Annotated in this window: 13 protein-coding genes; 3 read left to right on the top strand and 10 right to left on the bottom strand. The window is 44.8% G+C overall.

Going from position 1 to position 13,473, the window contains the following annotated elements:
- Window positions 1-41: 41 nt before the first annotated feature.
- From ACYQ0N_RS13865 to ilvB, 10 genes are all read right to left on the bottom strand, one after another.
- Complete coding sequence (locus tag ACYQ0N_RS13865; RefSeq protein ID WP_460163025.1) at window positions 42-1,247, bottom strand: ATP-binding protein; 1,206 nt, start codon at window positions 1,245-1,247, stop codon at window positions 42-44.
- An 18-nt stretch (window positions 1,248-1,265) separates the two neighbouring features.
- Window positions 1,266-2,339, bottom strand: coding sequence for a 3-isopropylmalate dehydrogenase (gene leuB, locus ACYQ0N_RS13860; protein ID WP_177532748.1), 1,074 nt, complete (start codon window positions 2,337-2,339; stop codon window positions 1,266-1,268).
- A 13-nt stretch (window positions 2,340-2,352) separates the two neighbouring features.
- On the bottom strand, window positions 2,353-2,847 hold the full coding sequence (leuD, locus tag ACYQ0N_RS13855; RefSeq protein WP_177532747.1) for a 3-isopropylmalate dehydratase small subunit: 495 nt from the start codon (window positions 2,845-2,847) through the stop codon (window positions 2,353-2,355).
- A 1-nt stretch (window position 2,848) separates the two neighbouring features.
- Complete coding sequence (gene leuC, locus ACYQ0N_RS13850; RefSeq protein WP_177532746.1) at window positions 2,849-4,111, bottom strand: 3-isopropylmalate dehydratase large subunit; 1,263 nt, start codon at window positions 4,109-4,111, stop codon at window positions 2,849-2,851.
- Window positions 4,112-4,166: 55 nt separating this feature from the next.
- Entirely contained in the window at window positions 4,167-4,502 is a 336-nt protein-coding gene (locus ACYQ0N_RS13845) for a DUF2127 domain-containing protein (protein WP_460163024.1), read from the bottom strand.
- A 26-nt stretch (window positions 4,503-4,528) separates the two neighbouring features.
- Window positions 4,529-6,190 carry a dihydroxy-acid dehydratase gene (ilvD, locus tag ACYQ0N_RS13840; RefSeq protein ID WP_177532744.1) on the bottom strand — a complete coding sequence of 554 codons (1,662 nt, stop codon included), beginning with the start codon at window positions 6,188-6,190 and terminating at the stop codon, window positions 4,529-4,531.
- A 19-nt stretch (window positions 6,191-6,209) separates the two neighbouring features.
- Window positions 6,210-6,347: a hypothetical protein gene (locus ACYQ0N_RS13835; RefSeq protein WP_177532743.1), complete on the bottom strand. Its 138-nt coding sequence runs from the start codon at window positions 6,345-6,347 to the stop codon at window positions 6,210-6,212.
- 139 nt (window positions 6,348-6,486) lie between these two features.
- The gene (gene ilvC / locus ACYQ0N_RS13830; protein ID WP_177532742.1) at window positions 6,487-7,524 is read right to left on the bottom strand and encodes a ketol-acid reductoisomerase; all 1,038 of its coding nucleotides are present in this window, start codon (window positions 7,522-7,524) and stop codon (window positions 6,487-6,489) included.
- 49 nt (window positions 7,525-7,573) lie between these two features.
- A complete protein-coding gene (gene ilvN, locus ACYQ0N_RS13825) occupies window positions 7,574-8,071 on the bottom strand; it encodes an acetolactate synthase small subunit (RefSeq protein ID WP_177532741.1) in 498 nt (165 codons plus the stop codon).
- Entirely contained in the window at window positions 8,071-9,747 is a 1,677-nt protein-coding gene (ilvB, locus tag ACYQ0N_RS13820) for a biosynthetic-type acetolactate synthase large subunit (protein ID WP_177532740.1), read from the bottom strand. The genes ilvN and ilvB overlap by 1 nt, the downstream gene beginning before the upstream one ends.
- Before the next feature lie 542 nt (window positions 9,748-10,289).
- Between ilvB and ACYQ0N_RS13815 the strand changes: the two genes are divergently transcribed.
- The 3 genes from ACYQ0N_RS13815 to ACYQ0N_RS13805 are packed head-to-tail and all read left to right on the top strand — an operon-like array spanning window position 10,290 to window position 13,470.
- Window positions 10,290-11,117 carry a glycosyltransferase gene (locus tag ACYQ0N_RS13815; protein WP_177532739.1) on the top strand — a complete coding sequence of 276 codons (828 nt, stop codon included), beginning with the start codon at window positions 10,290-10,292 and terminating at the stop codon, window positions 11,115-11,117.
- Complete coding sequence (locus ACYQ0N_RS13810; RefSeq protein WP_460163023.1) at window positions 11,114-12,220, top strand: CDP-glycerol glycerophosphotransferase family protein; 1,107 nt, start codon at window positions 11,114-11,116, stop codon at window positions 12,218-12,220. Before ACYQ0N_RS13815 ends, ACYQ0N_RS13810 begins: the two co-directional genes overlap by 4 nt.
- Window positions 12,221-12,225: 5 nt before the next feature.
- Entirely contained in the window at window positions 12,226-13,470 is a 1,245-nt protein-coding gene (locus tag ACYQ0N_RS13805; protein WP_460163022.1) for a CDP-glycerol glycerophosphotransferase family protein, read from the top strand.
- Window positions 13,471-13,473 lie beyond the last annotated feature (3 nt).

Below are 13,473 nucleotides of genomic sequence, written 5' to 3'. Positions count from 1 at the left end.
AATCCGGATAAGTTCCCTTCACGGCATTTTAACTCTTACAATCAGTTCAGAGTGTTATGGCAGGTAAGCATTTTGTCTATAAACTGCTTTGCGGCTCTTGCCGACCGTCCGCTTCTGCCAACAGCGAAACGTTCAGCCTCTTTCTCAAGCTCTTCTCTGGTCATGTCAAGCTTGCATTGCTCGGCAAGACCGTATACAATATCAAGATATTCCTCCTTGTTTGGTCTTGAAAAGGAGATTTTTATTCCGAACCGTTCTGAAAGGGATATCAACTCCTGAACGGTATCGTTTCTGTGCATATCGTCGCCGTCTCTGTCTGAAAAGCTTTCCTTGACAAGATGACGTCTGTTGCTTGTGGCATAGATAACGATATTGTCTGCTCTGGCTGATACGGAGCCTTCCAGTATGGCCTTGAGAGCGCCGAAATTATCATCGTCCGAGGCAAAGGAAAGATCGTCGATGAAAAGGATAAATTTAAGGGGATTTTTGCTGAGATTGTCGATTATTACCGGTATATCTCTAAGCTGATCCTTGCGCACTTCTATTATACGCAGTCCTTTTCCCCTGAATTCATTAGCAATGGCTTTAACCGACGAGGATTTGCCTGTTCCTGCGTCGCCGGTAAGCAGTACGTTGGAGGCCGGCTTGCCGCTGAGAAGGGCGAGGGTGTTGTCAATTATCATCTGCCGCTGCCGCTGATAGCCGATAAGCTGTGAAAGCTTGATTTCATCAGGATATTTGACGGGAACAATATTGCCCTCTTTTACTATAAACATATAATACTTTGCATAAATTCCATAGCCAAAGCGATCAATATTTTCGATTCTGTCCCGATATTCCGATTTGAAATCATAGCGTGTATTGTCCCATTCGGGCAGAAAGCCTGAATAGGCTATATTACTTTTAACCGTTTCAGAGGTCATGTCGGCTATACATTGCAGGGCTTCAAGCTCGTTCATAAGACAGTCCTGCATTTTACCGCTTATTTCAAGCCCGTGGGCCTTTCTTATCATATAGATATTTTCGTCCTCAAGCATAAGCGTGAGGATATAGGAGCTTAGGTCGTTGTGGTGGCGGTAAAGGTTAGATACGAAATCCGAATACGCCTGAATCTGCTTTACCGTATCGTCGTCCTCTAAGCTTTTCAGCAAACGTTCAAGACTCCGCATAGTTCGGCAGTTTAATATATCTCTGAAAATGACCAGTGAGCTTAATTTAAAATAAAGCTCCGTTAGCTTGCTGTTCAATCAAAACGCCTCCGCTCTTTAGAGAAGCTCTAAGATTTTATCGGTTACTTCTGTTGTGGACAGAGGCTTGATTCCCGTATTTCCCACAAGATCGGCGGTTCTGAAGCCCTTTTCCAGAAAATCATCTACCGCGGATTCAATAGCGTCAGCTTCTTTATCAAGATCAAAGGAGTATCTGAGCATCATTGCGGCTGAAAGGATCGTCGCGATGGGGTTAGCCTTGTTCTGTCCGGCGATGTCGGGGGCGGAGCCGTGAATAGGCTCGTACATTCCTCTTTTTGACGAGCCCAGCGACGCGGACGGAAGCATGCCGATCGAGCCTGTAATCTGGGAGGATTCGTCTGAAAGTATATCGCCGAACATATTGGTTGTTACCACCACGTCGAACTGCGCCGGATTTTTTACAAGCTGCATCGCAGCGTTATCAACCAGCATATCTGTGCATACGACGTCCGGATAATCCTTTGCGATTTCATGAACCGTAGCTCTCCAAAGACGCGAGCTTTCAAGGACGTTTGCCTTGTCTATGCTTATAACCCTTTTATTTCTTTTTTCAGCCGTTTCAAAGGCCACTCTGGCGATACGTTCTATTTCCATTTTACTGTAGCATTCCGTATCGTAGGCTTCCTCGCCGTATTTGCCCTCTCTTCTGCCTCTTTCGCCGAAATAAATTCCTCCGGTAAGCTCCCTGACCATCATAAGATCGAATCCGTTAGCGGCAATATCGGGGCGGAGCGGGCACTCGTCCCTAAGCGCTTTGTAAAGCTTGGCAGGACGCAGATTTGTAAAAAGACCCAGTGCGGAGCGTATACCGAGGAGAGCCTTTTCCGGACGGCGGTCGCCGGGAAGGTTATCCCACTTCGGACCGCCGACCGCGCCCAACAGGACGCTGTCGCTTGCAAGACAGCCCTCTACGGTTTCCTTGGGAAGCGGATTTCCTGTTGCGTCAATAGCCGCGCCGCCGATAAGATAAGGCGTAAAATTAAATTTATGTTCGAATTTTTCAGCGGTTTTTTTTAGTATAAGGACGGCGCTGTCCACGATTTCCGGACCGATTCCGTCGCCTCTCAGCAATGCTATGTTAAATTCCATGTTATATATCTCCTTATTTAAAGCTGCCGTTTTTTATCGACTCTATAAGTCCGCCGTTTTTAATAATTGATTGTATAAATTCCGGAAACGGCTCGGTTTTGAACTGTCTGCCGGTATTTTTATCCGTTATAACGCCCTTATCCAGATCGGCTTCAACAATATGTCCTTCTTCAACAGCCTCGGCGGCCTCCGGACACTCCAGTATTGCAAGACCGATATTTATAGCGTTTCTGTAAAATATTCTTGCAAAGCTTTTAGCTATAACAAGAGAAATTCCGCTTTCCTTTATTGCAATCGGAGCGTGTTCACGGGAAGAACCGCAGCCGAAATTGAAGCCGGCCGCCATAATGTCGCCCTTTTGAACCCGTCCGGCAAAGCTTTTGTCAAGATCCTCCATACAGTGTGACGCAAGCTCCTTTTTGTCGCTTGTGTTAAGGTATCTTGCGGGAATTATAACGTCTGTGTCTACATTATCGCCGTATTTTATGACCTTACCTTCAAAAACCATTTTACATTACCTCCTTAGGCTCTGCAATTTTTCCGGCAATAGCCGACGCCGCCGCAACAGCCGGACTTGCCAGATATACCTCTGAATCGACATGTCCCATTCTGCCGACAAAGTTTCTGTTTGTAGTGGCGACAGCTCTTTCGCCCTCGGCGAGAATGCCCATATATCCGCCCAGACAAGGACCGCAGGTAGGAGTTGAAACGACTGCTCCGCACTCGATAAAGGTTTTCAGGAGTCCTTGCTCCATAGCTTCAAGATAGATTTTCTGAGTTGCCGGAATTATAATTGTCCTGACATTCTTAGCAACCTTTTTGCCTTTCATGATTTCAGCGGCAAGCTGAAGATCCTCAAGACGGCCGTTTGTACATGAGCCTATAACTACCTGATCTATTTTTATATCGTCGATTTCGTCGACAGTGTGAGTATTCTCCGGAAGATGAGGGAAAGAAACGGTAGGTTTGATTTCGCTCAGGTCAATTATGTAGGTTTCGTCATAAGCCGCGTCCTCGTCAGCCTTGTAAACCTTTGGCTCTCTTGAGCTGTGTTCCCTGACATATTCTATGGTTTTATCGTCGACTTCGAATATACCGTTCTTAGCGCCCGCTTCAATAGCCATGTTAGCCATACAGAGCCTGTCGCTTACAGAAAGACTGTGAAGACCTTCTCCGGTAAATTCCATTGAACGGTATAACGCGCCGTCAACGCCGATCATTCCGATTATATGGAGAATAACGTCCTTACCTGTTACATATTTATTGAGCTTTCCCTTGAGCTCGAACTTTATAGCTGACGGTACCTTGAACCATGCCTTTCCCGTAGCCATTCCGCACGCCATATCTGTTGAACCTACGCCTGTAGAAAATGCGCCCAGCGCGCCGTATGTGCAGGTATGGGAATCGGCGCCTATTACGGCGTCGCCTGAAACAACCAGTCCCTTTTCGGGAAGGAGAGCGTGTTCAATACCCATTTCGCCCACGTCGTAAAAGTTTGTGATTTCCTTTTCACCGCAGAAGTCGCGGCACATTTTACACTGCTGCGCCGCCTTTATATCCTTGTTCGGAGCAAAGTGATCCATAACCATAGTCACCTTATCCTTGTCAAAGACATTTTCGGCGCCGAGCTTGTTGAATTCCTTGATGGCTACAGGAGAGGTAATGTCGTTGCCGAGAACTAAATCAAGGTTTACTAAAATAAGCTGTCCGGCCTCGACCTTTTCCAGTCCCGCATGAGCCGCAAGAATTTTCTGCGTCATTGTCATGCCCATAATATATCATTCCTTTCAGATTTTTAATTTGTTTGCTATTGTGGTTTAGATATTCTTAATTTTTTTCTACTATACTTTTATTTCCAAAATATTTGATTAAAATTAATATCAAAGCGCTGCCAGCGAGTATTCCATCCATTATTCCGGCAGGAAGCAAAAACATCATTAATGTTATTGTGATAACGCAATTTATGACTGATAATACCAGTCCCCACATTCTATTTTTTAACAATCCTATTGCACCGATAAGCCTAAATATTCCATAAATTGCTCCTATGATCATCATCATATAAAGATTGTCTTGTAAATATGAAAGTTTAAATGCAAAATATTTACCAATATCAAATTTGTCAGTTCCGAATATCAATGCCGGTATTTTGTAACTTTTCATAAAAATTAGATTTCCATTCAAATTAGTTATTTATTAATAATAGCTCCCTTATCAGCGGAGGAAACCATAGCCGCGTATCTTTTAGCATAGCCCGTTATGCCCTCTTTTACAAGCAGCTTTGTATTTTTCTTTCTTGTCTCAAGCTCCTCGTCGGAAACCTCAAGAGTGATTTTATAGTTTGGAATATCTATTGAAATAATATCTCCGTCCTTAACGTATGCGATATTTCCGCCGCTGACAGCCTCCGGAGAAACATGACCGATAGCGGCGCCTCTTGTAGCTCCGCTGAAACGTCCGTCTGTAATAAGAGCAACGTCCTTGTCAAGCCCCATTCCGGCAATCGCCGACGTAGGAGAAAGCATTTCTCTCATACCCGGACCTCCGGCAGGACCTTCGTAACGAATCACTACAACGTCGCCGGCCTTAATTCCGCCGCCTCTGATAACTTCTATGGCTTCCTCTTCGCTGTTGAATACCCTTGCAGGACCGGTATGCTTTAACATTTCAGGAGCAACCGCGCTTCTCTTTACAACGCAGCCGTCGGGAGCGAGGTTACCTCTTAATACGGCGATTCCGCCGGTTTCGCTGTAAGGATTATCAATTGTTCTTATAATTTCAGGATTTCTGTTGACAACGCCCTTTATATTTTCACCTAAAGTCCGGCCGGTAACGGTCATAACATCGGTATTGATAAGTCCTTTTTTGTTAAGCTCGCTGAGAACCGCGTAAACGCCGCCCGCTTCGTTAAGATCCTCCATATATGTATGGCCGGCGGGAGCGAGATGACAAAGGTTAGGCGTTTTGGCGCTGATTTCATTTGCCATGTCAAGATTTATTGTAATTGAGCATTCATTTGCGATTGCGGGAAGATGAAGCATGCTGTTTGTTGAGCATCCCAGCGCCATATCGGCGGTTAATGCGTTATGGAACGCTTTTTCCGTCATGATGTCAAGAGGACGGATATTCTTTCTGTAAAGCTCCATTACAGCCATACCCGCTTTTTTCGCAAGCTTTATTCTCTCCGAATAAACTGCCGGAATCGTACCGTTGCCGCGGAGTCCCATACCCAGAACCTCAGTCAGGCAGTTCATGGAGTTAGCGGTATACATTCCGGAGCATGAGCCGCAGGTAGGACAGGCCTTGTTTTCATATTCCTCAACGTCCTCAAGGCTAATTTTGCCGGCAGAATAAGCGCCGACGGCTTCAAACATGCTTGAAAGACTGGTCTTGCCGCCGTTTACGTGCCCTGCAAGCATAGGGCCGCCGCTTACGAATATGGTAGGAACGTTTACTCTTGCCGCCGCCATAAGAAGTCCCGGAACGTTTTTATCGCAGTTGGGAACCATAACGAGAGCGTCAAAGTGGTGAGCAAGCGCCATGCATTCAGTTGAATCGGCAATAAGATCGCGGGTTACCAGAGAATATTTCATTCCCTTGTGTCCCATTGCAATACCGTCGCACACCGCGATTGCCGGAAATACTACGGGGGCGCCGCCGCCCATTGCGACGCCGAGCTTAACCGCCTCGACGATTTTATCTATGTTCATATGTCCCGGTACAATTTCATTGTATGACGAAACAATACCGACCAGCGGACGCTTCATTTCCTCGTGAGTCATTCCGAGAGCGTTGAACAGCGAACGCTGTGGAGCCATTTCAACTCCGTCGCAGAAAAAGTTTTCAGCCATTTTTATTACCTCGTTTTATTTATTTTACATCAATATCCGTTTTTATATTTCCCACATCAACCTTAACATTAGTTTTGATATCATCAGAATCATTTGAACATCCGACTAAAACTCCCAAAGAAACAATACAACAAATAAATATTAGAATTTTTTTCATGATATTTTCTCCAAAAAGCAAACTGCTTTCCCGACTTTGTAAATCAGGAAAGCAGCAGTTATTGATTATAAATGCCGGCCAGTCCGATTACAGCGATTTCTCGTTTAATCCAATACCGGATATAACAGCGTCAGTTTTATCAGTTATTGATAAACTTATCTTCTTCGTTGTTCCAGCTATAAAGCTTGCGGATTTCTTCGCCGACCTTTTCTGACGGATGCTCGGCGGCAAGCTTTCTCATAGCTCTGAAGTGAGCCTGACCGCCTGCGGCAGACATATCGAGGAGGAATTCCTTTGCAAAGGAGCCGTCCTGAATATTTTTGAGTATCTGCTTCATAGCCTTCTTGGTATCGTCAGTGATGATCTTAGGACCTGTTATGTAATCGCCGTATTCAGCGGTGTTTGAAATAGAATATCTCATGCCGGCGAAGCCGCTCTGATAAATGAGGTCGACAATAAGCTTCATTTCATGAATACACTCGAAATAAGCGTTTCTCGGATCATATCCCGCTTCAACAAGAGTTTCAAAGCCCGCCTGCATAAGAGCGCATACGCCGCCGCAAAGAACTGCCTGTTCGCCGAAAAGATCTGTTTCTGTTTCTGTTCTGAAAGTTGTCTCAAGAACGCCCGCTCTTGCGCCGCCGATTGCAAGACCGTATGCGAGAGCCATATCCTGAGCCTTTCCTGACGCGTCCTGAGCAACTGCCACAAGACACGGAACGCCCTTTCCGGCCTGATATTCGCTTCTTACCGTATGACCGGGTCCCTTAGGAGCGATCATTGTAACGTCAACGAATGACGGAGGAACGATCTGACCGAAATGGATAGCGAAGCCGTGAGCAAACATGAGCATATCGCCTTCCTTGAGATTAGGCTCTATATCCTGCTTATACATAGCGGCCTGCTTCTCGTCATTGATAAGTATCATGATGATATCGGCCTGCTTTGCAGCCTCTGCGGCCGTAAACACTTCAAAGCCCTGTGCCTCGGCCTTTGCCCATGACCTGCTGCCTTCGTAAAGACCGATAATAACTCTTGCATTGTCTCCGAGAGATTCCTTGGCGTTAAGAGCATGAGCGTGTCCCTGGCTTCCGTAGCCGATAACCGCTATCGTCTTGCCGTAAAGTAAGGTTAAATCGCAGTCTTCCTGATAAAATACCTTTGCTGAATTTGACATTATAAAGACTCCTTTTACAATATAATAATTTATTGGACAGCCGACGAGATTAATTTTTTCTCAGACAATTGCTGCCTCTTTCAAGAGCTACTATACCCGTACGGCATATCTCCATTATGCCGAAGGGCTTTACAAGCTCAATAAAAGCGTTGATTTTTGAGCTTTCTCCGGTTATTTCAATGCAGAGAGCGTCCGGAGAATAATCTACGATCTTGGAACGGAAAACGTCTACCGCGGCGAGTATATCCTGTCTTGTCCTGGAATCGTTCTTGATTTTGATAAGAAGAAGCTCTCGGGTGACAGTTTCGTCGCGCTCCATAATCTGAACCTGCTTTACGTCGTGAAGCTTACTGAGCTGTTTGATAATCTGAGTTTTTGAATATTCGTCGCCTCTCATGGAAATGGTTATCCTTGAAAATTCAGGCGATTCTGTCTCGCCGACGGTCAGCGTATCAATGTTAAAGCCTCTTCTTGTGAACATGCTTGAAACTCTTGTTAAAACTCCGAATCTGTTTGAAACAAGTATACTGAAAACATATTTTTCCATCAGATTTCACCTCCGCGGATTTCTGTTATAATATCGTCGATAGAGCCGCCCGGAGGAAGCATAGGAAGAACAAATTCATCCTTATCTATTTTGCAGTCTATAACCGCCGGACGCTTTGCCTCAGCGGCCTTATCCAAAGCCTCTGAAAGCTCCGCTGTGTCTGACGCTCTAAAGCCCAAAGCGCCGAAGGCCTCCGCAAGCTTTACAAAATCGGTCTGACGGCAGAGCGTCGTATTTGAATAGTGCTTGTTGAAAAACAGCGTCTGCCATTGCCTTACCATTCCCAGAACCCCGTTGTTCATAATTACGATGATTACCGGAATGTTGCATGAAACTGCGGTTGCCAGCTCGTTTAGATTCATTCCGAAGCTTCCGTCGCCTGTGAAAAGAACGGTCGGTTTCCGCGAAGCCGTATACGCGCCGACAGCGGCTCCCAAACCAAAGCCCATAGTGCCTAAGCCGCCGCTTGAGATGAATGTTCTCGGCTTTTCGAATTTGTATCTCTGCGCAACCCACATCTGATGCTGTCCTACGTCGGTTACTATAATAGCGTCGTCAGGCATTTTTTTATTGACTGTGTCTATAATATCATAGGGAGTCATAGCGCTTGACTTTGCAGTCATTCCGGCTTCCTCAGCCTTGAATTTTTCTATTTCGGCATTCCATTCAGGACGCTGCTGCTTTTTAAGCATAGAATTAAGCTTTGAAAGTATTTCCTTAACATCCCCGTTTAATCCGAGATGGCTGGTTACGTTCTTATCTATTTCCGCGTCGTCTACGTCAATATGTATTATATTGCAGTTTCTAACGTAAACGTCCTTGTTTCCCGTCGCTCTGTCGCTGAATCTGGCGCCCGCGGCAATAACCAGATCCGCTTCGGCCTGAGCCATAGATGACGCGTAATGTCCGTGCATTCCCTGCATTCCGAGGAATCTCGGATTTGAACATGGAACGGCGGAAACGCCCATCATACTGCATCCGATCGGAGCGTCGATAAGCTCGGCAAATTCCATGACCTCGCTTCCCGCGTTTCCTGAGATTATACCGCCGCCGCAGTAGATATAGGGCTTGCGTGCTTTGGCTATCATTTCCGCGGCAATTTTAAGCTGCTCGTCGCTTGCTTGGGGATTTTTATAAGGCTCGAACGGCTTTTTATTTTCAAACTCTGTCGTGGCTATCTGAACGTCCTTGGGAACGTCTACCAGAACAGGTCCGGGACGTCCCGATTTTGCTATCCTGAAAGCTTCTCTCAGCGTATCCGCAAGCTCGTCTACGTCCTTTACAATATAATTGTGCTTTGTTACCGGCAGGGTAACTCCGCAGATATCAACCTCCTGAAAGCTGTCTCTGCCCAGCAGACTGCACGGAACGTTGCCGGTTATTGCGACTACCGGAACAGAATCCAGATAAGCGGTCGCTATTCCGGTTACAAGGTTTGTGGCTCCCGGACCGGACGTTGCAAGAACGACGCCTGTTTTTCCGGTTGATCTTGCATAGCCGTCCGCGGCGTGAGCCGCGCCCTGCTCATGGGCCGTTATTATATGCTTTATGCGGTCCTGATTTTCGTAAAGAGCGTCGTATATATTTATAACCTGACCTCCGGGATAGCCGAAGATACAGTCGCAGCCCTGTTCTAACAGAACCTCGATTATAATCTGTGAACCTGATAATTTCATAAGTAAAATCCTTTCGATAAAAATATGTTAAAAAGCCTGCGGAAATCTTTACCGCAGGACTGCTGAGTATATCTAAAATAAAAATAAATATAGCAGGTGAAACTCAGACTCGGTAAATCGCCGGCTCTCCCGGCATAATAATCAAGCTTGAAGCGGAAAACACTTCGGCAAATCTATTCACATTTATTTTAATCATCCGGGAAAACCTCCTTTAATCCTATTTTGAATACTATTAAATATATCACGATTAAATAAAAGTTTCAATAGATAATTTTATTTTTGTAGAATTTGAACATATAAATCACGGGAAATCATGCCGTCGGTTAACGGTTTAACAATAATCGAACGGAAAAATTCAGCCGCGGAAGATTCAAATCATTAAAATTATACCACAATTCAGATATTATTTCAATATACCGGAAGAAAAAAGGTATAAAAAAGATTTACATAACAAAAACAAACTGGTATTTTCAACCTTGACATTATCTTTACAAACGGGTATACTATTAATGAATTGTTCAAAGACATAAGGGGAGGATATTATGCCCGCTGACTATTCGGTTCTTATGGCGGTTTATGCCAAGGAAAAACCGGAAAACCTGCGTGAAAGTATAAAAAGCATGGTAGAACAGACTGTCGCGCCGAACGATTTCGTTATTGTCTGCGACGGTCAGCTTACCTCTGCTCTTTATCTTGTTATAGACGAATTTAAGGAAAGATATCCTTATATCAACGTAATCTACTCTGAAAAAAACAGAGGACTGGCCGCGGCTTTAAGCAATGGTCTGAATTACTGCAAAAATGATATAGTAGCAAGAATGGACAGCGACGATATAGCCTTTCCCGACAGAATGAGGCTTCAGCTTGACGCTTTCAGGGAACAGGGCGCGGATATAGTAAGCGGTACTGTGACGGAATTTGAAGGGGATATAAGCAACGCTCTTGCTGTCAAGGAGCTTCCCGAAACACCGGAGGAAATAAAAAAATATGCCGGCAGGAGAAATCCGTTTAATCATCCCTGCACAGCGTTCCGAAAGCAGCAGGTTTATGTGTCCGGAGGATATATGGAGTGCCGCTGGTTCGAGGATTATTATCTTTGGCTTAGAATGCTCCGCCGCGGCTGCAAGGCGTATAATATACGTCAGCCGCTGCTTTACATGAGAGCGGGAAGAGGTATGTACGGCAGGAGAGGCGGTCTTGATTATACGATAGCGGCGTTGAAATTCCGCAGGAGAATATACAGAGAGGGATTTTGCGGATTCGGTGATTTTTTAGCGGCCTGCGCCGCACATATAGCGGTCGGACTTGTTCCCAACAGGCTTCGCATATTTCTTTATTCGAAATTTCTGAGAAAGCGGAGGGATAAATGAGCTTTTTAAGAATGGCTCCGAGAAGGATATGGTCCTTTTTGAATATCGTCAACAGCGTTGTTCCCAAAAATGAAAGAAAAATATTTTTATATTCTAACATGGGCTTCCGCGACAATATCAGGGCGGTTTACGATTATCTTATTGAAAACGGCTATAACAGTCGTTTTAAGATAATATGCAGCCTTGACGACAGAGCCGTTGTAAAACGGGAAAAAAACGTTAAGCTTATAAACAACCTCAGGGGACTTTTCAGCTTTTTTACCTGTAAATATGTTTTCTACTGCTTCGGGAAATATCCCGTAAAGCCGAAAAGAGGGCAGAAGGTTTTTAATCTCTGGCACGGCATGCCGCTTAAAAGAATAGGAAATATGCTTCCGGGATATGAAAAAACCGATTATAATTATTTTACCGGAATATTGTGCACCTCCGAGTTTTTCCGAGATATAATGAAAAAAAGCTTTAGCTGCGACGACGGTCAGATCATAATCTGCGGGCAGCCCAGAACTGACGAAATGATAAAAAGCGCGTCTGTAAAACATTCAGACGGCGACAGACTTCTGCTCTGGCTTCCCACCTTCCGTCAGGGGCATGCGGACGAGCTTGATATTCTTAATCCAGAACAGTTTAAACGCCTTGATTCCCTCTGCGGCAAATACGGCTGGAAAGTGACGATCAAGCTTCATCCGCTGTCGGAGTCCTCGCCGGACAGGTTAAGAAAATTCAATAATATAAGCGTAATAGATCAGGAAACCTTTGAAAAAAACGGCGTGGGACTTTATTCCCTGCTCGGAAGGGCGGACGCTCTGATAACCGATTATTCGTCGGTTTATTTTGATTATCTGCTTCTTGACCGTCCTATCGGTTTCGCGGTAGGCGATATGAAAGATTATGAAGGAGAGCGCGGCTTTACAGTGGATAATCCGTATGACTATATGCCTGGCGAAAAGTTTTCAGACGGCGAGGGAATGCTGGAGTTTGTACGTTCTGTTTTCAGCGGCATAGATCCTTACGGGGCAAAGCGAAGGGAAATGAACGATATTTTCAATAAATATCAGGACGGTCAAAACTGCCGCAGAGCTGTCGAGGCTGTCGGAATAAGGTAAACGAGATGAGTATAAAGGAAAAAATAAAGGAAGTTGCGTTCTTAAAGAAGCTTTTAAAACGACTTTATCTTAAAATCAGGTCGGATAAATTCGTTAAGCTTTCTCAAAGGGAAAAGACTGACGCCAAGCTCGTGGTTTTCGAATCCTTTCAGGGCAGAAGCTATTCGTGCAGTCCAAAGGCTATATACGAGTATATGCAGAAGGCTCCTGAATTTGCGGATTACCGCTACGTTTGGGTTTTCCGTGATATTAAGTCTCATGGAAGCTTTGCTGAAAACACAAGTCTTGTAAAATTTGATTCTGATAAAGCGTACAGGGCGTATGCCCGGGCGGGCACATGGATAGTTAATTCAAGGCTCAGGGATTTTATCTTCCCCAGAGCGGATCAGCGTTATATACAGTGCTGGCACGGTACTCCGTTTAAAAAAATAGGCTGCGACATTGAAGCGGCGGGAAACGCAACCTCTACGGTTGACGAAATCCGCAGGGAATATACAAAAGAGGCGGAAAAAATAACCGCTATGATCTCACAGTCGCCATTTTGCACTCAGAAGCTTATATCGGCTTTTAATCTTGACAGGCTCGGCAAAGAAAATATTATATTGGAAACCGGATATCCGAGAAACGACGAGCTTTTTAATTACAGCGGAGAAAAAGTTGAAAGAATAAAGGAAAGCTTTAATATACCGGAAGATAAGCTTGTGATTCTTTATTGCCCTACGTTCCGCGATAATCAGTTCGGCGGCGCGGGCTACACCTTAAAGCTTTCAATGGATTTTGAAAGCCTGCGTCTCAAATGCGGCGATGATTTTGTTATACTTTTCAGGGCGCATTATTTTGTGGCGGATAATTTTGATTTTGAAAGGTTCGGAGGCTATGTGCTGGACGCGTCCGATTATGGAGACATAAACGATCTGTATATTATAAGCGATGTTCTGATAACCGATTATTCAAGCGTTTTTTTTGATTATGCTAACCTGAACAGACCGATGCTGTTTTATTTATATGACGTAAGCGAATACATGACGAGAATGAGAGACTTTTATTTCGGTACCGCAATGCTTCCGGGCTTTACGGCTCAGACGCAGTCAAAGCTTGAGGAATGTCTGAAAATGGTTTTGAACGATCTGAGAGCCGGAGGAAACGGGCTATTAAAATATGAATCGGTTCTGAAGGCCTTTAGAAAGAAATTCAATCCATATGACTGCGGAAGCTGCGCTAAGAAGGCTGTAATCGAAATATTCAAATAAACC

Source organism: Ruminococcus sporogenes (assembly GCF_054655175.1).
This window is presented reverse-complemented; position numbering and strand designations above follow the sequence as displayed.